General features: G+C 59.7%; 20 protein-coding genes. 13 read left to right on the top strand and 7 right to left on the bottom strand.

Features of this window, described 5'->3' with window-relative positions:
• Nucleotides 1-150 precede the first annotated feature (150 nt).
• Both parC and A6U87_RS05030 read left to right on the top strand, forming a co-directional pair.
• Nucleotides 151-2,409, top strand: coding sequence for a DNA topoisomerase IV subunit A (gene parC, locus A6U87_RS05025; RefSeq protein WP_065690076.1), 2,259 nt, complete (start codon nt 151-153; stop codon nt 2,407-2,409).
• 152 nt (nt 2,410-2,561) lie between these two features.
• Nucleotides 2,562-3,071, top strand: a complete 510-nt coding sequence (locus tag A6U87_RS05030; protein ID WP_244499419.1) for an SRPBCC domain-containing protein — start codon at nt 2,562-2,564, stop codon at nt 3,069-3,071.
• Here A6U87_RS05030 and A6U87_RS05035 read toward each other — a convergent pair.
• The 4 genes from A6U87_RS05035 to hemB form a co-directional block, all read right to left on the bottom strand.
• The gene (locus A6U87_RS05035; protein ID WP_065690077.1) at nt 3,010-3,897 is read right to left on the bottom strand and encodes a DMT family transporter; all 888 of its coding nucleotides are present in this window, start codon (nt 3,895-3,897) and stop codon (nt 3,010-3,012) included. The two genes, A6U87_RS05030 and A6U87_RS05035, sit on opposite strands and share 62 nt — an antisense overlap.
• A complete protein-coding gene (locus A6U87_RS05040) occupies nt 3,898-4,674 on the bottom strand; it encodes an arginyltransferase (RefSeq protein WP_065690078.1) in 777 nt (258 codons plus the stop codon). It abuts the gene before it with no gap.
• Between the two features lie 177 nt (nt 4,675-4,851).
• Nucleotides 4,852-5,310, bottom strand: coding sequence for an RDD family protein (locus tag A6U87_RS05045; RefSeq protein ID WP_065690079.1), 459 nt, complete (start codon nt 5,308-5,310; stop codon nt 4,852-4,854).
• 80 nt (nt 5,311-5,390) lie between these two features.
• Entirely contained in the window at nt 5,391-6,404 is a 1,014-nt protein-coding gene (gene hemB / locus A6U87_RS05050; protein WP_065690080.1) for a porphobilinogen synthase, read from the bottom strand.
• Nucleotides 6,405-6,535: 131 nt separating this feature from the next.
• Here hemB and A6U87_RS05055 point away from each other — a divergent pair, with 131 nt between their 5' ends.
• The 8 genes from A6U87_RS05055 (at nt 6,536) to A6U87_RS05090 (ending at nt 14,022) form a co-directional block, all read left to right on the top strand.
• Nucleotides 6,536-6,973: a DUF6163 family protein gene (locus A6U87_RS05055; RefSeq protein ID WP_065690081.1), complete on the top strand. Its 438-nt coding sequence runs from the start codon at nt 6,536-6,538 to the stop codon at nt 6,971-6,973.
• A gap of 130 nt (nt 6,974-7,103) precedes the next feature.
• Complete coding sequence (locus A6U87_RS05060; protein ID WP_065690082.1) at nt 7,104-7,619, top strand: transcriptional regulator LdtR; 516 nt, start codon at nt 7,104-7,106, stop codon at nt 7,617-7,619.
• 187 nt (nt 7,620-7,806) lie between these two features.
• Nucleotides 7,807-8,652 carry a glycosyl transferase gene (locus A6U87_RS05065; RefSeq protein ID WP_065690083.1) on the top strand — a complete coding sequence of 282 codons (846 nt, stop codon included), beginning with the start codon at nt 7,807-7,809 and terminating at the stop codon, nt 8,650-8,652.
• Between the two features lie 394 nt (nt 8,653-9,046).
• Nucleotides 9,047-10,351 carry a murein L,D-transpeptidase gene (locus A6U87_RS05070; protein ID WP_065690084.1) on the top strand — a complete coding sequence of 435 codons (1,305 nt, stop codon included), beginning with the start codon at nt 9,047-9,049 and terminating at the stop codon, nt 10,349-10,351.
• A 153-nt stretch (nt 10,352-10,504) separates the two neighbouring features.
• Complete coding sequence (gene glyA, locus A6U87_RS05075) at nt 10,505-11,803, top strand: serine hydroxymethyltransferase (protein ID WP_065690085.1); 1,299 nt, start codon at nt 10,505-10,507, stop codon at nt 11,801-11,803.
• A gap of 9 nt (nt 11,804-11,812) precedes the next feature.
• Nucleotides 11,813-12,289 (top strand): transcriptional regulator NrdR, encoded by a 477-nt coding sequence (gene nrdR / locus A6U87_RS05080; RefSeq protein ID WP_065690086.1) that lies wholly within the window; start codon nt 11,813-11,815, stop codon nt 12,287-12,289.
• Between the two features lie 3 nt (nt 12,290-12,292).
• The gene (gene ribD, locus A6U87_RS05085; RefSeq protein ID WP_065690087.1) at nt 12,293-13,402 is read left to right on the top strand and encodes a bifunctional diaminohydroxyphosphoribosylaminopyrimidine deaminase/5-amino-6-(5-phosphoribosylamino)uracil reductase RibD; all 1,110 of its coding nucleotides are present in this window, start codon (nt 12,293-12,295) and stop codon (nt 13,400-13,402) included.
• Nucleotides 13,402-14,022: a riboflavin synthase gene (locus A6U87_RS05090; protein ID WP_065690088.1), complete on the top strand. Its 621-nt coding sequence runs from the start codon at nt 13,402-13,404 to the stop codon at nt 14,020-14,022. The genes ribD and A6U87_RS05090 overlap by 1 nt, the downstream gene beginning before the upstream one ends.
• Here the strand turns inward: A6U87_RS05090 and A6U87_RS05095 are convergent.
• From A6U87_RS05095 to A6U87_RS05105, 3 genes are all read right to left on the bottom strand, one after another.
• Nucleotides 13,967-14,521 (bottom strand): GNAT family N-acetyltransferase, encoded by a 555-nt coding sequence (locus tag A6U87_RS05095; protein WP_065690089.1) that lies wholly within the window; start codon nt 14,519-14,521, stop codon nt 13,967-13,969. The genes A6U87_RS05090 and A6U87_RS05095 overlap by 56 nt on opposite strands.
• On the bottom strand, nt 14,518-15,021 hold the full coding sequence (locus A6U87_RS05100) for a cupin domain-containing protein (RefSeq protein WP_065690090.1): 504 nt from the start codon (nt 15,019-15,021) through the stop codon (nt 14,518-14,520). Before A6U87_RS05100 ends, A6U87_RS05095 begins: the two co-directional genes overlap by 4 nt.
• Nucleotides 15,022-15,121: 100 nt before the next feature.
• On the bottom strand, nt 15,122-15,451 hold the full coding sequence (locus A6U87_RS05105; protein ID WP_065690091.1) for a hypothetical protein: 330 nt from the start codon (nt 15,449-15,451) through the stop codon (nt 15,122-15,124).
• Nucleotides 15,452-15,784: 333 nt separating this feature from the next.
• Between A6U87_RS05105 and A6U87_RS05110 the strand changes: the two genes are divergently transcribed.
• The 3 genes from A6U87_RS05110 (at nt 15,785) to A6U87_RS05120 (ending at nt 19,076) form a co-directional block, all read left to right on the top strand.
• Complete coding sequence (locus A6U87_RS05110; protein ID WP_065690092.1) at nt 15,785-16,240, top strand: 6,7-dimethyl-8-ribityllumazine synthase; 456 nt, start codon at nt 15,785-15,787, stop codon at nt 16,238-16,240.
• Between the two features lie 3 nt (nt 16,241-16,243).
• The gene (gene nusB / locus A6U87_RS05115) at nt 16,244-16,726 is read left to right on the top strand and encodes a transcription antitermination factor NusB (protein WP_065690093.1); all 483 of its coding nucleotides are present in this window, start codon (nt 16,244-16,246) and stop codon (nt 16,724-16,726) included.
• Nucleotides 16,727-16,940: 214 nt separating this feature from the next.
• On the top strand, nt 16,941-19,076 hold the full coding sequence (locus A6U87_RS05120; RefSeq protein ID WP_065690094.1) for a sodium-translocating pyrophosphatase: 2,136 nt from the start codon (nt 16,941-16,943) through the stop codon (nt 19,074-19,076).
• The last annotated feature ends 12 nt before the right edge of the window (nt 19,077-19,088 follow it).

A 19,088-nucleotide genomic window follows, 5' to 3' on the forward strand; every position in this document is an offset into this window, starting at 1 on the left:
TCTAAATTTGTGTTGAAGGGAAAAGCAAACAAAGTCCAAATTCGGGCAGAGTACCGCCAGCCCCATTTTTCTTGCTCTTCCAAGACTTCATCCACAGCCGGAATGCCTGCATTTCTTGCCCAAAGGGGTCATCTCGGCTAGTCAGGACATATGGGACAAGAGATTTTGCCGCCCTCTGGCGGAGACGATGACAGCATTCTTCCGGTTGACCTGAAGGCGGCGCTCGAAGAGCGCTATCTCGCCTATGCGCTGTCGACCATCATGCATCGCGCGCTTCCTGACGTGCGAGACGGCCTGAAGCCAGTGCACCGCCGCATCATTCACGCGATGAGCGAAATGGGCATTCGGCCGAATTCGGCCTTCAAGAAGTGCGCCCGTATCGTCGGCGATGTCATCGGTAAGTTCCACCCACACGGCGACCAGTCGGTCTATGACGCGCTGGTCCGTCTCGCCCAGGATTTCTCGCAGCGTTATCCCGTCGTCGACGGGCAGGGCAACTTCGGCAATATCGACGGCGACAGCGCGGCTGCCTACCGATACACCGAAGCCCGCATGACCGAGGTCGCGGGTCTCCTGCTCGATGGCATCGAACAGGATGCGGTCGATTTCCGCCCCACCTACAACGAGGAAGACGAAGAACCGGTCGTGCTGCCGGGCGCCTTCCCCAACCTGCTCGCAAACGGTTCCTCCGGGATCGCGGTGGGCATGGCGACGTCCATTCCGTCGCACAACGTCCATGAGCTTTGTGATGCCGCGCTGCATCTGATCAAGCATCCGGATGCGACAGTCGAGACGCTGGTGGAATCCTTCATTCCCGGTCCGGACTTCCCGACGGGCGGTATCATCATCGATGACCGCCAGAGCATCATCGAGGCTTACAAGACGGGGCGCGGCGGCTTCCGCACGCGTGCCAAGTGGCAGGTCGAGGATCTCGGTCGCGGTGGTTACCAGATCATCGTCACCGAAATCCCCTTCCAGGTTCAGAAGTCGCGCCTGATCGAAAAGATCGCCGAGTTGCTGATTGCCCGCAAGCTGCCGCTGTTGGAAGATGTTCGCGACGAGTCGGCAGAAGACGTCCGCGTCGTGCTGGTACCGAAGAACCGGACCGTCGACCCGACCATCCTCATGGAATCCATGTTCAAGCTGACGGAGCTGGAGAGCCGCTTCCCGCTGAACATGAACGTTCTGTCGATGGGGCGGATCCCGCGCGTCATGGCTTTGAACGACGTGCTGAAGGAGTGGCTGGATCACCGCCGCGAGGTGCTCCAGCGCCGTTCGCGCTTCCGTCTGGCCGCAATCGACCGTCGCCTGGAAATCCTCGGCGGCTTGCTGATCGCTTACCTCAACATCGACGAGGTGATCCGCATCATCCGCGAAGAGGACGAGCCGAAGCCTGTCATGGTCGCCCGCTGGGCGCTGACCGAAATCCAGGTCGAAGCGATCCTCAACATGCGGCTGCGCTCTCTGCGCAAGCTCGAAGAATTCGAGATCCGCACCGAGTTCGATGCCCTCACCAAGGAGAAGGGCGAGATCGAGGCGCTGCTGGCATCGGAAGAAAAGCAGTGGCAGACCGTCGCCTGGGAAATTGGCGAGGTGAAGAAGAAGTTCGCGAAGGCGACCGAACTCGGCCGTCGTCGCACGCAGTTCGCCGAAGCCCCGGAGGCTGACGAGCAGGCGATCCAGCAGGCGATGATCGAGAAGGAGCCGATCACCGTTGTCGTCTCCGAAAAGGGCTGGATCCGCGCGCTGAAGGGTCACATCGCCGATACCGCGACCCTGACCTTCAAGGAAGGCGACGCGCTGAAGGTTGCCTTCCCCGCGCAGACGACCGACAAGATCCTCATCATCACGACAGGTGGCAAGGCCTTCACGCTTGGTGGCGACAAATTGCCCGGTGGTCGAGGTCACGGTGAGCCGCTGCGCATCATGATCGATATGGACAACGATCAGGACGTGCTGACCGCTTTCGTCCATGATCCCCAGCGCAAGCAGATGATCATTTCGACGGCTGGCAACGGCTTTGTCGTCGCGGAAGGCGATATGGTTGCCAATACCCGCAAGGGCAAGCAGATCATGAACGTTTCCATGCCCGACGAAACCAAGCTGATCATTCCTGTCAGCGGTGATCACGTTGCCGTGGTCGGCGAAAACAGAAAGCTTCTGGTATTCCCGCTGGCGCAGGTGCCGGAAATGTCCCGCGGCAAGGGCGTGCGCCTGCAGCGCTACAAGGATGGCGGTATCTCCGACGTCCGCTGCTTTGCAATCGAGACGGGTCTTGTATGGGAAGACAGCGCCGGGCGCACCTTCACCAAGAACAAGGACGAGCTTGCCGAATGGCTGGCCGACCGCGCCACCGCGGGCCGTACCGTTCCGAAGGGCTTCCCGCGTAGCGGCAAATTCGCCGGTTGAAATTTTTAATGCCCCCGCTCTTGGCGAGCGAGGTCTTTCCTCTATCTTTGTCCTTTAATCACAACATGGACAAACATCATTCCGCAGGCGGACGGAATGATCGTATGTGGCGTCTGCGCGCAGGCGGCATGTCCGATCACGGAGGAATGTTGATGACTGCTTGCAATACGATTACCTTGAATGTTGCCCATACCTACGCAGCCTCGCCGTGCGCGGTTTATGATGCGTGGCTCAACCCCCAGATAGCAAAGCGCTTCCTGTTTGCGAGCGATGAGGGTCGCGTTATCCGGGTTGATATCAATCCGCGGGTAGGCGGTCATTTTCTGGTCGTCGATCGGCGACCGACGGGTGACGCGGTCCACTACGGCGTCTTTCTCGAGTTGCGCCGCCCGAGGCGCATGGTCTTCTCGTTCTCGGCGGCTGAACACGATCACAACGCCGACAAGATCCAGATCGATATCGAACAGCTGGCCGAAGGTTCGCGGCTGACGCTCTCACACGAAATGTGCGCCGATTGGGGCCAATTCGAAGAGCAGACGCGGCAGGGCTGGGCTCACGTGATGCAGGGACTGGAACGCGAGCTTGAAGCTCTGCAGACGGTCAATGTGTCAGAGCTTGTTGCGCAGGCTTCGTCCGAACCATCCAAAGCGAGTGCGCCATAATCGCACCAACCAGGATTGCGCCGCCGGTCAGCGTCATGCTCGACGGGGTTTCGGCGAATATCAGCCAGATCCAGATCGGCGCCAGGATCGTTTCCAGCAGGTAGAACATGCCGACTTCCGGCGCCGATAGGTAGCGAGGCCCGGTCGCAAGGCACCAGAACGCGATCGGCATCAGAAGCGCGCCGTTGAATATGATCCAGGCCGGATGCTCTATCGTCAATCCGGCAGGTAGAGCGTTGGCAAAGCCGAGCGCCGCCGGGAAGGCGGCTGCCAGCAGCGGAACGAACCCCATGTCCCGGCGCGACGCGCGACCGACCGTGATGGCTGACGCGAGGATCAGCGCCGACAGCAGCGCCATGGCGTCGCCAAACACATGCCCGCCCGACAAGCCGTCGTGCACGATAAGCCCCACGCCGAAAACCATCACCAGCATTGTTACAAGCGTCGAGACCGATGGCCGCTCTTTCAGGAACAGCCAAGACAACAGCGCGCCGAACATCGGGTTGAACGCGACGATGAAGACCACGTTGGCCGTTGCCGTGTTGAAAACGGCAAGAAGGAAGGTGAGGGTGGACGTTCCGTAGAGCAATCCGGCCAGAATGCCATGACGCCCCGGTACGACAACTGGCCAGGCTCCCCTGATATAGCGGATCAAGCAGACGATCAGCAGGGTTACGGCAACCGTCGTGATGCTGCGCATGCCGAGGATCGACCACATGTCGCCGTGCGCCAACCGCACCAGGGGAATATCCATGGAAAGAGCGAGGCCGCCGATTGCCGTCAGCAGCAAGCCTTTCCGATGATCGGAAAGAATGGGAAGTGGCATTTAGTCGTGGGTGCTTTCGGGCAGGGTGGAGATATCGAAACGCTCCCATCCGCGCGGAGTCAGATGCTCCTGCGGCTGGAAGCGAGTCTTGTATTCCATTTTCTTCGACCCTTGAACCCAGTATCCAAGATAGACATGGGGCAATCCAAGCGCTTTCGTGCGCCTGATATGATCGAGGATCATGAAGGTGCCGAGTGATCGGCGATCGAGATCCGGATTGAAGTAGGAGTAGACCATAGAAAGCCCGTCGCTCATCGTGTCGGTGAGTGCTGCGGCAATCAGCTCGCCGGTCGGACGGGTCTCCAGCCCGGAGCCTTCGACGCGGCGCCGGTATTCGATGATCTTGGTATTGACGTGGGTGTCCTCGACCATGATCGCATAGTCGAGAACAGTCATGTCGGACATGCCGCCCTGCTGGTGGCGGTAATCGAGGTAGCGGCGAAAAAGGGAATATTGTTCGCTGGAAGGCTGCGCGGGAAATTCCGTCGCGATGATATCGGAGTTGGTCGCCAGCACGCGTTTCATCGATTTCGTCGGCTGAAACTCCTGCGCGAGAATACGCACCGATATGCAGGCGCGGCAGGCTTCGCAGGCGGGGCGGTAGGCAATGTTCTGTGAACGGCGAAATCCGCCCTGTGTCAGGATGTCATTCATCTCGGCCGCGCGCGGACCGACGAGATGCGTGAAAACCTTGCGTTCCATCTCGTTGGCCAGATAGGGGCAGGCAGCCGGAGCCGTCAGATAAAACTGCGGTGATGGCGTTGTCTGCGTATTCATCTGCTGCAGAGATTTCCTTCGATTAGCTGTTGACGGAACAGCATGACTTAAGAATACAAAACGTCAACAGCGCGGCCATTTCGTGTCCGCTCTTGCCTCATATACTTTCGGATATGGTGCGGCGGCGATCGCCGCAAAGATCGGCGGATCGCATTTGTTTCAACCTTTTGGCGGACGTCAGGCGGTGCGGACCGTGACGGTTCCGATGAGCAGGTCGTGGATCAGCCTGCTGCGGTCGGTGAAGAGGCCAACCAACAGAATCAGCGGTGTAAGCACCGAGTTCAGGATCCAGAAAAGGGCTAGATGAACGATCGCCGTGAGGAAATCCATTCGTCGGCCATCGACGCGAATGATGGCGATGCCCATCGCCCGCATGCCGAGCGAGGCCTGGCTTGGTCCGCCAACCGTAAAGCCGAAATAGAGACCGGCGACGATCACGAACAGTGCCGGGTATAGAAAAAACCCCAGCCCCAGTGTGACGATTGACAGGAAGAACAGCACCACTGCCGCGGGAATGCAGAGCAGGAGAATGATCACGTAGTCGAGGATGAACGCAAAGACACGGCGGCTCAGCGTTCCACTGTAGGCGCGCCAGTCGTCCGGTGCGGCATAGAGCGGGTTCGGGTTGAGCGTCATCTTTGCGGTCTCCTTTCGAGAAGCGATGCCAAAAATATGGTATCGCGGGCCTCAAATACAATATTGAGGCCCTTGAGCGATCAGCGTTTCGCCAGGATTTTGGCGACCTCCATAGCAAAGTAGGTCAGAACGCCATCGCAACCCGCGCGCTTGAACGCCAGCAAAGTCTCCATCATGGCTCGCTCGCCGTCGATCCAGCCGTTCATCGCGGCAGCCTTGATCTGCGAATATTCTCCCGAGACCTGGTAGGCGAAGGTCGGCAGGCCGAAGGCTTCTTTCATGCGCCAGCAGATGTCGATGTACGGCAGGCCGGGCTTGACCATCAGCATGTCTGCGCCTTCCTCGACATCGAGGGCGGCGTCACGGATCGCCTCAGTGCCGTTGGCCGGATCGATGTAATAGGTCTTCTTGTCGCCCTTCAGCAGTCCGCCGGTGGAGATCGCTTCGCGGTAAGGTCCGTAGAAGGCGGAGGCGAACTTGGTCGCGTAGCTCATGATGCCGACATTCTGGTGCCCGGCCGCATCCAGCGCCTGGCGGATCGCTCCAATTCGGCCGTCCATCATTTCCGATGGGGAGATGATGTCAGAGCCTGCATCCGCCTGCATGACGGCGGCGCGTGCGACCTGCTCGACCGTCTCGTCGTTGACGATCTCGCCGTTTCGCAGGATGCCGTCGTGGCCGTGGCTGGTGAAGGGATCGAGTGCGACGTCTGTGATGATGCCGATGTTCGGCACCGCCTTCTTGATCGCGATCGTCGCCTGGTTGATCAGATTGTTCGCTTCGAGGCTGTTGGAGCCCGTTTCGTCACGCAATTCCATTTCGATGTTCGGGAAGGTGGCGATAGCAGGAATGCCGAGATCGGCCGCTTCTTTCGTTGCCTCGACCAGCTTGTCCACGCTCATACGGTTGACGCCCGGCATTGCCGGGATGGGCTCGACGACGCCGGATCCCGGAACGACAAAGACCGGCCAGATGAGATCGTCCACGGTGACGCGATTCTCCTGCACGAGACGGCGCGTCCAGTCAGCCTTGCGATTGCGGCGCATCCGGCGGTGGCCGGTGATTTCATCGACGAGGTGTGTCTTGTCCTGCATTATTCCAACTCTCAGCAATTCCATTCTATGTTGGGCTCAATATCATGCCGCATCTCGAAACCAAACCGGACGATTGGCCGCAACGGACGAACTGGTGGCGGAGACGCAAATGCAGCCCTATTGTTTGACCTATGGATATTGATTCTCCGACGATACCCAAGCGCACGCTGGCGAGCGTTTTCTTTGTCCTCTTCCTGAGGCTGGTGGCGATTTCGTGCTTCTGGTTCGGCCTGCAATATTGGGCGATGCTGGTCGGCTATTCGCTGGTTGGTGCCGGTCGCTTTGATCTTCTGAGCCTGCCATGGAAAGTCGCCAGCACGGGGCTCGCCGTTGTCTTCCCGGTTGCCTCTCTGGGGCTCTGGCTTGCCGTCTCCTGGGGGCCAGTCATATGGGTGCTTGCAGCCGGTGGCCAGATCCTCATGTATGGCTTCTTGCCGGAGATCTTTGGCGCCAATCGCCTCATCATCCTGCTGCACATTCTGGTCGCGCTGATCTACTGCGCCTTCCGCTTCGTGCTCTGGCAGGAGAGCCGTCGGCGGCGGCAGCAGGTAAGCGTTGATTTACCCTGATACAACCTCCGCTTCCGGTAAGGTGCTGTTAAGGCTGCAGTTTAAGTAGAATTTTATTTGTATTCGATAGGGTCTGTCTCAAGGCGGGAAGAAAACCAACACCGCCAAACAAAACAGTGAGGCAGTCATCATGAACACGAAAATCAAGCCGCAGGCGGTATCGAACTTCCGTGACCAGCAGGAACAGGGCATCCGTGATCTTTACATGGAATCCCTTCATCTTGTTGAACGTCTGCACCGCCGTCTTCTCGACGTCATCAAGGACGAGTTCGACCGTCAGGGTCGCAGCGACGTCAACGCCATCCAGGCTCTGCTCCTTTTCAACATCGGCAACTCGGAACTGACCGCCGGCGAACTTCGCTCTCGCGGTTACTACCTCGGCTCCAACGTTTCCTACAACGTCAAGAAGCTGGTCGACCTTGGCTTCATCAACCACCAGCGCTCGCGCATCGACCGTCGGTCGGTCCGCATCAGCCTGACGGAAACCGGCCAGGACATCGCCGAAACCGTTGCAAAGCTTTACGAACGCCATATCGCCTCGATCGACAAGGTCGGCGGCATCGGCACGGACGAATTCACGCAGATGAACAAGCTTTTGACCCGTCTCGATCGTTTCTGGAACGACCAGATCCTCTATCGCCTCTAATCTCGTAAGCCAACTTCCCTGCTGGCTTACCCGACCTCCAAGGCACAGAAGGGTGCAACGGTTTATATCGTTGCGCCCTTTCTGCTCGTGGTTCGTCATGCGCTTGACGGCTGGCGGGACTTGCACAGACTTGATAAAGGGGAGCGCGCCGACCTGGATGTCGGCCTAGGCTAGGGGATAGTGAGACATGATGTCAGAGGTGCTGACGGCAAGCGGCGGCGTGAAGCAGGTAATCTGTATCAGTTGGGGTACGAAATACGGCGCACCGTTCATAAACCGGCTCTATGGCATGGTGAAACGCAACATAACGCCGCCTTTCACCTTCACCTGCTTTACCGACAACCGCGCCGACCTGAATCCGGAAATCCTCTGCGAGGACTTGCCGCCGCTCGATGTCGAGAAAATGCCAGTCAACACGCTGGGAATCTGGCCAAAGGGTCGGCTTTGGGGTCCAAAGCTTGGCAATCTGAAGGGACCAGTTCTTTTCCTGGACTTGGATCTCGTGATCGTAAGCTCGCTTGATGCCTTCTTCGACGTTGGTGGGCCGGATGACGTGGTGTTGTCGCGAAACCAGACGACGCCCTTCGAACGGCTTGGACAGACGTCGCTTTTCCGCTTTCCCGTGGGCAAGCTTGTGCCTTTGCAGGAGAAGTTTCGCGCAGATCCGCAAGGCGTCGCCGACAAATATCGATTCGAGCAGCGGTTCGTGACACGCAACGCCCCGGGCGGCGCAAAGTTTTTCTCGCGTCGCTGGGTCCTGCATTTCAAGCAGGATTGCCGTTGGCCGTGGCCGCTGAACTACCTCTTCGCACCCCGGCTGCCTGCCAGCGCGAAGGTCGTGATCTTCCCCCGCGGTTTTCATCCGCAATTTGCCATCGAAGGCCGCTACGGTGGCAAGGGCCCGGCTGTGTCGCCGATGTATCATATTTCGCACATGTTCGACCGTTCTCGGCGGGGAAAGCGGTCCCTCGCGCGCTATCTGCGCCAGTACATCCGTCCCGCGCCTTGGGTCGCGGAACACTGGCGCGAATGACCGCTCGCCCGGGTGCTGTGTCATCAGCGTGTCATCTTTGCAACGCATGGCAGGCAACCGCAAACGCCTGTATTCAAGCCGTTTTTTAGGCGTTATTAACCGCCACGTTTCATGCTGGCATATGGCTTGAAATTTGCGTCGCCCGCATAAGTTGAGTTTTGCCTGGGTGACACGAATTGGCCATATTAGCATGTCAGCGGAAAAGTACGGCAAATTGGCGCTTTCCAAATCAGAGGTCCGATAACCTCGCGCTTCCTGCTCGCAATCATGTGATGGCCGGAAACGTAGATGTGTGATGCGCCGTGGCGATGGGCTGATAATGACTGTGTGCCCGCAGTTATAGGCGCAAAGGCCGCTGGTCTCTCAAGCAGCGGTATTTTAGTGGTTGGGATGGATGTCGAAGAAAATCGGAACTGAAGCTTTCTCTCGTCGGGCGTTTCTGACGTCTGCGGCTATGGTGGGTGCGGGCGCTCTTGCCGCACCGGCGTTGGCACAATCGGCGCTCGATTCGATCATCAATGCGCCGCAGCGTGGCGACTGGGATGACCAGTTCGATGCGAAGGCGGCTTCCCGTACGGCCACGGCTGTTGTTTCCAACACCCCGATCCTCGGCCCGCAATCCATGCCCAGCATGCAGCAGGCAATTGCAGAATACCAGCAGATCGCCTCTGCCGGCGGCTGGCCCGAAGTCGGCAGCAGCCAGCAGCGTCTGCAGATCGGCGTGACGGATCAGGTGGTTCAGGGCCTGCGCCAACGGCTGATCATCACCGGCGACCTGCCGCGCGAAGCCGGCATCTCGAACTCTTTCGATTCGTATGTCGATGGCGCAGTGAAGCGTTTCCAGGCGCGCCACGGCCTGCCGGCCGATGGTGTTATCGGCGAATTCACGCTGAAGGCCATGAACATCCCGGCTGACGTGCGTTTGCAGCAGCTGAATACCAACCTCATCCGCCTCCAGACCTTCCCCGAAGATCTCGGTCGTCGTCACGTCATGGTCAACATCCCGGCCGCTTACGTCGAAGGTGTCGAAGACGGCAGCGTCGTCACGCGGCACAATGCCATTGTCGGGCGCCTCAGCCGTCCGACGCACCTCGTCAACTCGAAGATATACGAGGTCATCCTCAATCCATACTGGACCGCGCCGCGTTCGATCGTCGAGAAGGACATCGTGCCGCTCATGCGCAAGGATCCGACCTATCTCGAGAAGAACTCCATTCGCCTGATCGACGGCAAGGGCGGCGAAGTTGCGCCCGAGACGATCGACTGGAATGCCGAGAAGGCGCCGAACCTGATGTTCCGCCAGGATCCGGGCAAGATCAACGCCATGGCGTCCACGAAGATCAACTTCTACAACAAGAACGGCGAGTACATGCACGACACGCCGCAGCAGGGCCTGTTCAACAAGCTGATGCGCTTCGAGTCGTCCGGCTGCGTCCGCGTTCAGAACGTCCGTGACCTGACGACGTGGCTGCTCCGCGACACGCCGCCGTGGTCGCGCCAGCAGATGGAGCAGGTCATCACCACGCGCGTCAACACGCCGATCAAGCTTGCCGAAGAAGTGCCGGTCTACTTCGTCTACATCTCCGCATGGGGCATGCCGGATGGAGTCGTGCAGTTCCGCGACGACATCTACCAGATGGACGGCAATGCCGAACTGGCGCTCGATACGACCGCTGGCACGGAACAGCCGGTCCAGTAAGGCCGCTTACCCTTATAGTTGTTTTCGAAACCGCGTCTTTTCAGGCGCGGTTTTTTGTTGCGCGTAGATTGCCTAGCAAATGTCGTTCTCCGTATTGCCCTTGGCAGGGCAGGGCGCTAATACCTTCGCGCATTCCAGTTGAGGAGCCCGCCCATGACCAATGCTTCCACCCAGACCTTCTTCAATCGCTCGCTTGCCGATACCGATCCGGAAATCTTCGGTTCGATCCAAAAGGAACTCGGTCGCCAGCGTCATGAGATCGAGCTGATCGCTTCGGAAAACATCGTTTCACGCGCGGTCCTGGAAGCCCAGGGCTCCATCATGACCAACAAGTACGCTGAGGGATACCCGGGCAAGCGTTACTATGGCGGCTGCCAGTTCGTCGATATCGCCGAAGAACTCGCGATCGAACGCGCCAAGAAGCTGTTCGGCGTCAACTTCGCCAACGTTCAGCCGAACTCCGGTTCGCAGATGAACCAGGCCGTCTTTCTCGCGCTGCTGCAGCCGGGCGACACCTTCATGGGCCTCGACCTTAACTCGGGCGGTCACCTGACCCACGGTTCGCCGGTCAACATGTCCGGCAAGTGGTTCAACGTCGTCTCCTACGGCGTTCGCGAAGGCGATAACCTGCTCGACATGGACGAAGTCGCTCGCAAGGCCGAAGAAACCAAGCCGAAGCTCATCATCGCCGGTGGCACCGCTTACTCCCGCATCTGGGACTGGAAGCGCTTCCGCGAAATCGCTGACTCGGTGGGCGCTTATCTGATGGTCGACATGGCCCACATCGCCGGTCTCGTTGCCGGTGGCCAGCATCCGTCGCCGTTCCCGCACTGCCATGTCGCCACCACGACGACCCACAAGTCGCTGCGCGGCCCGCGCGGTGGTGTGATCCTGACGAATGACGAAGATCTGGCGAAGAAGTTCAACTCGGCCGTCTTCCCAGGTCTCCAGGGCGGTCCGCTCATGCACATCATCGCCGCCAAGGCCGTTGCCTTCGGTGAAGCGCTGCAGCCCGAGTTCAAGGACTACGCGGCCCAGATCGTCAAGAACGCCAAGGCGCTTGCCGAAACGCTGATCGCCGGCGGCCTCGACGTCGTCTCCGGCGGCACCGACAACCACCTGATGCTGGTTGACCTTCGCAAGAAGAACGCCACGGGAAAGCGCGCCGAAGCCGCACTCGGCCGCGCCTATATCACCTGCAACAAGAACGGCATCCCGTTCGACCCTGAAAAGCCCTTCGTCACCTCCGGCGTCCGCCTCGGCGCGCCTGCCGGCACGACGCGCGGTTTCAAGGAAGCGGAATTCAAGGAAATCGGCAATCTCATCGTCGAGGTTCTCGATGGCCTGAAGGCCGCCAACTCCGACGAAGGCAATGCCAGTGTCGAAGCTGCCGTACGCGACAAGGTGGTCAACCTCACCGGCCGCTTCCCAATGTACGATTACATCGGCTAAGGATAGCGCATGCGCTGCCCATTCTGCGGATCGGAAGACACACAGGTCAAGGATTCACGCCCGGCGGAGGACAATACGTCCATCCGCCGCAGGCGTATTTGTCCTGATTGCGGCGGTCGCTTTACGACCTTCGAACGCGTGCAGCTACGCGAGTTGATGGTCCTCAAGAAGACCGGCCGCAAGGTGCCTTTCGACCGGGACAAACTGGTACGCTCCTTCGAAATCGCCTTGCGCAAGCGTCCTGTCGATCGCGACCGGATCGAGCGGGCGGTTTCCGGCATCGTGCGGCGCCTCGAAAGCTCCGGCGAAGTCGAGATCAGCTCCGAACAGATCGGCCTGCAGGTGCTTGAGGCCCTGAAGAGCCTCGATGACGTCGGCTTCGTTCGCTACGCCTCGGTCTATCGGGATTTCTCGCACGCCGAGGACTTCGAGAAGGTCATCTCCGAAATCAACGCCAAGATCGCCCGCGATCCGCTGGACGGCTAGCCCATGAGCGCTTCGTCGGACGACGCGCGTTTCATGCAAGAGGCAATCCGCCTCGGTTTGCTGCACCTTGGTCAGACATCGACCAATCCATCCGTCGGCTGCGTCGTCGTTCGCGACGGCGCGATCGTCGGTCGCGGCACTACAGCCGTCGGCGGCCGACCGCATGCCGAGCCGCAAGCCCTGGCCCAAGCTGGCGAGCTGGCCCGCGGCGCCACCGCTTACGTCACGCTCGAACCCTGCTCGCATCACGGAAAGACTCCGCCCTGCGCCGAGGCTCTGATCGCCTATGGCGTTGCGCGCGTCGTCATCAGTGTCACGGATCCGGACGCTCGCGTTTCGGGGCGAGGCATCGCCATGCTGCGTGACGCCGGCATCGAGGTCGATACCGGCATCCTGGAAAAAGAGGGCAGGCGCTCGCTTGCAGCCTACCTCATGCGGCAGACGAAGCACCGACCCTATGTGACTCTCAAGCTTGCAATTTCTGCCGATGGCATGATCGGGAAAACCGGTGAGGGGCAGGTGGCGATCACGGGGCCAGCCGCCCGCGCCGAAGTGCAGAAGCTGCGCGCTGAAACCGATGCGATCCTCGTTGGCATCGGTACGGCGATCGCCGACGACCCATTGCTCACGGTTCGGACCGCGGGGCAGGAGGCGCGATCGCCGATCCGCGTCGTGCTGGATCACGACCTGTCTTTGCCGCTCGACAGCAAGTTGGTCAAAACGGCAAAAGACGTCCCTGTCATCGTCGTTGCGGGAGAACCGCCGCTCTTCGACGATAGCGAGGACGACGATTTCGCCGCGCGTCGGCTAGCGCTCGACGAGGCCGGCGTCGAGGTCGTGCAATGCAACCCATATCGGCCCGACGAACTGTTGCCGGCACTCGCATCGCGGGGGATCTCGTCGCTGGTTGTCGAGGGCGGAGCGAAAACCGCAAGGCTTTTCCTTGAGGCCGGTCTGGTGGACCGTATTCTCCTTTTTCAGGGGCCCGGTACGATTGGCGCGGGCGGTATTGAAACGCCGGTCACGAAAGCCGATATGCCATTTGGCTTTGCCCATATGGGCACATTTACCTTCGGCGACGACCGCCTCGATGAATACGAAAGAGAGTTTTGATGTTTACCGGAATTGTCACCGACGTCGGCACGATCGAATCCGTTTCACCATTGAAGGAAGGCATCAAGCTTCGCGTTGCGACGAGCTATGATCCTGCCACGATCGATATGGGTGCGTCGATTTCTCATTCCGGCATCTGCCTGACCGTGACCGGTCTGCCGAGCGAGGGCAGCAACGGACGGTGGTTCGAGGTCGAAGCCTGGGAAGAGGCGCTTCGCCTGACGACGATCGCCACCTGGAAGGAAGGCAGTCGGGTCAACCTTGAGCGCTCCCTGAAGATCGGTGACGAGCTCGGCGGGCATATCGTTTCCGGCCACGTCGACGGCAAGGCCGAGATTCTGTCCGTAACAGGAGAAGGCGATGCCACCCGGTATCGCCTGCGTGCGCCGGAGCATCTTGCGAAGTTTGTCGCTCCGAAGGGCTCGATCGCGCTGGACGGCACGTCACTGACGGTCAATGCCGTCGAGGGAACTGACTTCGATGTCCTTCTGATCCGCCATACGCTCGAAGTCACGACCTGGGGCCAGCGCAAGGCTGGTGATTTCGTGAACTTCGAGGTGGACACTATGGCGCGCTATGCAGCGCGACTTGCTGAGTTCCCGACCGCGAAAGCAGAATAACCTCTCCATTGTAGTTCACGCGTGCGACTTCGCGGAAGCCGAGCTTTTCCGCGACGCGCAGGGAAGGGCTGTTTTCCGGGTCTATGATGCAGGTCATCGGCTTCGACGGAAAGCGTTCCTCCGCCCAGGCAATGAGAGCCTGTAGCGCTTCGGTCGCATAGCCGCGGCGTTGCGCGCTCGGAAGCAGCGCCCATCCTGTTTCCAGCGTGCCTTCGGTCGTCTCGGGCTGCATCTCCCTTTTCATGTCAAGGAAGCCTGCCTCGCCAATGAGGCGGCCGCTTTGCTTTTCCTCGATCGCGAGGAAGCCGAACCCCATGTGGTGCCACATGCCGGCAGCGCGGAGCATGCGCCCCCATGTCTGTTCGCGCGTCGAAGGAGTACCGGTGATATGGCGAACGACGTCCTCGTTCGCCCAGAGCGCGACGTAATCGTCGAAATCGTCGAGGTTATGGGGGCGGAGTCTCAACCGCTCGGTTTCGATCGTCGGGATCAGGGTCATGCTCCGGGCTCGCCATCCCAGTAATCGAGATCGCCGCCAGGGCGCCCCATGAACCGGAAGTTCTTGCCGTCGTCTCCAGGGCGATTGGTCTTGGCCAGCAGCTTGCCGGAATCGGGATATTCGACGATCTCGGTTTTCGCCTTGGTCGAGATGCCAAGATAGATCAGCACCGTCGATCCCGTGTTGATGATCTGATGCGCGGTTTCCGGTCCGCCTGCCGGAGCGCCAAGCGTATCGCCCTTGCCGATCTGATAGCTTTTCGGACCAAACCGATATTCGCCGCTTCCCTCGAGAACGAAGAACAGCTCATCTTCGACGTGATGATTGTGAAACGGACAGCTCGATTTGCCGGGGGGCACTTCATTGTAGCTGATGCCGAGGCCGGTCAAACCGAGAAGCGCGCCAAAGGATGTATCCCGGCTTTCATAAAGGGTGCCCTGCGTCCAGTGTTCGAGCGTGAGGTCGCCGATATTGATGACGGGCTTTGGAATTTCGGACATGGTTGCTCCTCCTGATCGCGGGGAGGAGGCATCATTCCGCCGGAAAACACAACCCTTGCTGGGCCATGCTAGGGCGGCAGCTATCCGCCGCCCATCGATCCTAGTGGTAATAAAAGACGATGCCGCCATCGGGAGACAGGGCGGCGTTGACAATGTCCTGAACGCGAACACCGTGCTCGCTCAGCCGGAGAGCGAGGCGTGCATTCGAAGCGATCGCGGCTCGGATCACATGAATGTCGGCGCTATGACCTTCCGGGGTATTGCTTCCGCCCATGCTGCCGGTCTCGCCTGGGATATGTCTGACCTCGAAGTTGGTACCGTTGAATATCCTGAGCGTGCTTTCTATGCCTGCCGGGTTGCTCACGGCGAAGTTTTCCGCATGGCCCGCGTCGGCAAGGGCTAGGGAGGCGATAGCGGTAACCCGATTCATGGTGGTGTCCTTTCATCTGCGTTGACGGTCGGCTGTCGTGCAGGGGATCGTCTGGGTTGCCTGATAAAGCTGGCGCCAAGGCTTCCGCATTTCAATGGGTAAGCCCATGAAATCGAATTACAAATTGGTTAGCTTTTCCGCCTTCAGGTTGCCATTTTCGAGGCGGCTGACGTTGACGGTCGGGAGGCCGTCGCGGCCCTGCCGGCTATGCTATTGCCCGCGTTTCCGAATTTGCATCCAAGCTATGATCGGAATTTGCTTGCCATTCGGCCAAAGGCATGTTTTGACCGCGACCTGCCGTGTGGCAAGTCCTCTAGGAAATGAAGGTGAAGCATGGCGCGAGATACCGCTCCCCATATTTTGATCGTCGAAGCTCGCTTCTATGACGACATGGCTGACGCCCTTCTCGAAGGCGCGACCTTTGCCTTGACCGAAGCCGGCGCGACCTACGACGTCGTGACAGTTCCGGGCGCGCTCGAAATTCCGGCGGCGATTGCCATGGCGCTCGATGGGGCGGATAATGACGGCACGAACTACGACGGTTATGTCGCTCTGGGCATGGTCATTCGCGGCGAGACCTACCACTTCGATATCGTGTCGAACGAATCCTCGCGTGCATTGATGGATCTCGCCGTCAGTGAATCCATTGCCATCGGCAACGGTATTCTGACCGTCGAAAATGATGAACAGGCGTGGGCGCGCGTACGCCGCTCCGACAAGGACAAGGGCGGATTTGCCGCCCGCGCAGCTCTCACGATGATCGAGCTGAAGAAGAAACTGGGTGCATAACGAATGAACAACGAGAACTCCGAGCGTCCGGTCAAGGCAGCGAACCAGCGGGGCGCAGCACGCCTCGCTGCCGTTCAGGCGCTCTACCAGATGGATATCGGCGGCACCGGCGTGCTGGAAATCGTCGCCGAATACGAAGCGCATCGCCTCGGCCAGGAGATTGATGGCGAGACCTACCTGAAGGCGGATGCCTCCTGGTTCCGGTCGATCGTCTCCGGTGTCGTGCGCGAACAGAAGCGTCTCGATCCGCTGGTCGCCTCCGCACTGCAGGACGATTGGGCATTGTCACGCCTCGACAGCACGGTCCGTGCCATCCTGCGCGCTGGCGTCTTCGAGTTGCTCGAGCGCAAGGATGTTCCCGTCGCGGTCATCGTCACGGAATATGTCGAGATTGCCCAGGCCTTCTTCAGCGATGATGAGCCGAAGCTGGTCAATGCTGTTCTCGACCGCATTGCGAAGCAGGTTCGCGGCGAAGCGAAAAAGTAGCGCTACCTCAGGTCGCAAGGCCGCTCCTCCATCAGAGGCCATTCCTCCTTTCCCGTTGCTCCGTAAGGGTTTTCAGCCCCGGCGGGCTTGACGTCCTGTTTTCCTCCACGCAATCTCCACCCGGCGTTGCAGCATTTCTGTGGGAGGAAATCGAGTCGGCGTGTTCGCAGCCGGAGAGGGAGTGAGCTCCGGCTCTTTTGGAGGAAAGAGCGAAATGACCATTCTTTTAGGCGTAATAGCATGCGGTCTGCTCTCGGTGGTTTATGCCATCTGGGCAACCCGGTCGGTGCTGGCCGCCGATCAGGGCAATAGCCGCATGCAGGAAATCGCGGGCTATATCCGCGAAGGCGCGCAGGCTTATCTGACGCGTCAGTACAAGACCATTGCCATTGTCGGTATCGTTGTTTTCATCGCAGCCTGGCTGCTACTCTCCAGCACAGCTGCAATCGGCTTTCTGATCGGCGCCGTTCTGTCGGGCGCTGCTGGTTTCATCGGCATGCACGTTTCCGTCCGCGCCAATGTCCGTACCGCCCAGGCCTCGTCTCATAGTCTTTCTGCGGGGCTGGAAATCGCCTTCAAATCGGGCGCGATTACCGGCATGCTTGTCGCTGGTCTCGCGCTTCTCGGTGTCTCCATCTACTATTATGTGCTGACCGTCGTTCTCGGCCACGAGGCTGGCTCGCGCGAGGTTGTCGATTCCCTGGTCGCGCTCGGCTTCGGCGCATCCCTGATTTCGATCTTCGCCCGTCTCGGCGGCGGTATCTTCACCAAGGGCGCAGACGTCGGCGGTGACCTCGTCGGCAAGGTCGAAGCCGGCATTCCAGAGGACGACCCGCGCAATCCTGCTACCATCGCCGACAACGTCGGTGATAACGTCGGCGACTGCGCAGGCATGGCAGCCGACCTGTTCGAAACCTATGCCGTGTCTGTGGTCGCGACGATGGTTCTGGCATCCATCTTCTTTGCCGGCGCACCGATCCTGCAGTCGGCCATGATTTACCCGCTTGCGATCTGCGGCGCCTGCATCATCACCTCGATCATCGGAACCTTCTTCGTCAAACTCGGCAGCAACAGTTCGATCATGGGTGCCCTTTACAAGGGACTGATCGTGACCGGCCTGCTGTCGATCGTCGGTCTCGGCGCTGCGACGTCGTTGACCATCGGCTGGGGAAGCGTCGGAAACGTTGGCGGCAGTGAGATCACCGGCACTCATCTGTTCCTGTGCGGTATCGTCGGTCTGATCGTCACGGCGCTGATCGTCGTCATTACCGAATATTACACCGGCACCAACAAGCGCCCGGTCAACTCGATCGCCCAGGCGTCGGTGACCGGTCACGGCACCAATGTGATCCAGGGTCTGGCGGTTTCACTGGAGTCGACGGCATTGCCTGCCATCGTTATCGTCGGCGGCATTCTTGCCACCTACCAGCTCGGCGGTCTTTTCGGGACCGGCATTGCGGTAACCGCGATGCTCGGCATTGCCGGCATGATCGTCGCCCTCGACGCCTTCGGTCCGGTGACGGACAATGCGGGCGGCATCGCGGAAATGTCCCACCTGCCACCCGAGGTCCGCAAGTCGACCGACGCGCTCGACGCCGTCGGCAACACAACCAAGGCCGTCACCAAGGGCTATGCGATCGGCTCGGCCGGCCTCGGTGCCCTCGTGCTCTTTGCCGCTTACTCCTACGATCTGAAGTATTTCGCGGCAAACGGTGACAAGTACCCTTATTTCGCGGGCATCGGCGATATCTCCTTCGATCTCTCGAACCCTTATGTGGTCGCGGGGCTGATCTTCGGCGGTCTGATTCCATATCTCTTCGGCGGCATCGCAATGACTGCCGTTGGTCGTGCCGCCGGCGCGATCGTCGAGGAGGTTCGCCGCCAGTTCAAGGAAAAGCCGGGCATCATGCAGGGAACGGAGCGGCCGGACTACGGCAAGGCTGTCGATCTGCTGACGAAGGCCGCCATCCGCGAAATGATCATACCGTCCCTGTTGCCGGTGCTGGCACCTATTGTCGTGTACTTTGGTGTTCTCGCGATCTCCGGATCCAAGGCCTCGGCGTTTGCGGCGCTCGGTGCATCGTTGCTCGGCGTGATCATCAACGGGCTCTTCGTCGCCATCTCGATGACATCGGGCGGCGGCGCATGGGATAATGCCAAGAAATCCTTCGAAGACGGCTTCGTCGACAAGGACGGCACCCGTCACCTGAAGGGCTCGGAGGCACACAAGGCGTCGGTAACGGGTGATACCGTTGGCGATCCCTACAAGGACACCGCCGGACCGGCCGTCAACCCTGCGATCAAGATCACCAACATCGTCGCGTTGTTGCTGCTCGCCATCCTGGCCTGACGGCTCCGCAAA

The organism is Rhizobium sp. AC44/96 (assembly GCF_001692185.1).
Lineage (GTDB): Bacteria > Pseudomonadota > Alphaproteobacteria > Rhizobiales > Rhizobiaceae > Rhizobium.

Coding starts and splice junctions, on each gene's coding strand:
- parC (WP_065690076.1), top strand. CDS start 151: ATGGGACAAGAGATTTTGCCGCCCTCTGGCGGAGACGATGACAGCATT.
- A6U87_RS05030 (WP_244499419.1), top strand. CDS start 2,562: ATGACTGCTTGCAATACGATTACCTTGAATGTTGCCCATACCTACGCA.
- A6U87_RS05035 (WP_065690077.1), bottom strand. CDS start 3,897: ATGCCACTTCCCATTCTTTCCGATCATCGGAAAGGCTTGCTGCTGACG.
- A6U87_RS05040 (WP_065690078.1), bottom strand. CDS start 4,674: ATGAATACGCAGACAACGCCATCACCGCAGTTTTATCTGACGGCTCCG.
- A6U87_RS05045 (WP_065690079.1), bottom strand. CDS start 5,310: ATGACGCTCAACCCGAACCCGCTCTATGCCGCACCGGACGACTGGCGC.
- hemB (WP_065690080.1), bottom strand. CDS start 6,404: ATGCAGGACAAGACACACCTCGTCGATGAAATCACCGGCCACCGCCGG.
- A6U87_RS05055 (WP_065690081.1), top strand. CDS start 6,536: ATGGATATTGATTCTCCGACGATACCCAAGCGCACGCTGGCGAGCGTT.
- A6U87_RS05060 (WP_065690082.1), top strand. CDS start 7,104: ATGAACACGAAAATCAAGCCGCAGGCGGTATCGAACTTCCGTGACCAG.
- A6U87_RS05065 (WP_065690083.1), top strand. CDS start 7,807: ATGATGTCAGAGGTGCTGACGGCAAGCGGCGGCGTGAAGCAGGTAATC.
- A6U87_RS05070 (WP_065690084.1), top strand. CDS start 9,047: ATGTCGAAGAAAATCGGAACTGAAGCTTTCTCTCGTCGGGCGTTTCTG.
- glyA (WP_065690085.1), top strand. CDS start 10,505: ATGACCAATGCTTCCACCCAGACCTTCTTCAATCGCTCGCTTGCCGAT.
- nrdR (WP_065690086.1), top strand. CDS start 11,813: ATGCGCTGCCCATTCTGCGGATCGGAAGACACACAGGTCAAGGATTCA.
- ribD (WP_065690087.1), top strand. CDS start 12,293: ATGAGCGCTTCGTCGGACGACGCGCGTTTCATGCAAGAGGCAATCCGC.
- A6U87_RS05090 (WP_065690088.1), top strand. CDS start 13,402: ATGTTTACCGGAATTGTCACCGACGTCGGCACGATCGAATCCGTTTCA.
- A6U87_RS05095 (WP_065690089.1), bottom strand. CDS start 14,521: ATGACCCTGATCCCGACGATCGAAACCGAGCGGTTGAGACTCCGCCCC.
- A6U87_RS05100 (WP_065690090.1), bottom strand. CDS start 15,021: ATGTCCGAAATTCCAAAGCCCGTCATCAATATCGGCGACCTCACGCTC.
- A6U87_RS05105 (WP_065690091.1), bottom strand. CDS start 15,451: ATGAATCGGGTTACCGCTATCGCCTCCCTAGCCCTTGCCGACGCGGGC.
- A6U87_RS05110 (WP_065690092.1), top strand. CDS start 15,785: ATGGCGCGAGATACCGCTCCCCATATTTTGATCGTCGAAGCTCGCTTC.
- nusB (WP_065690093.1), top strand. CDS start 16,244: ATGAACAACGAGAACTCCGAGCGTCCGGTCAAGGCAGCGAACCAGCGG.
- A6U87_RS05120 (WP_065690094.1), top strand. CDS start 16,941: ATGACCATTCTTTTAGGCGTAATAGCATGCGGTCTGCTCTCGGTGGTT.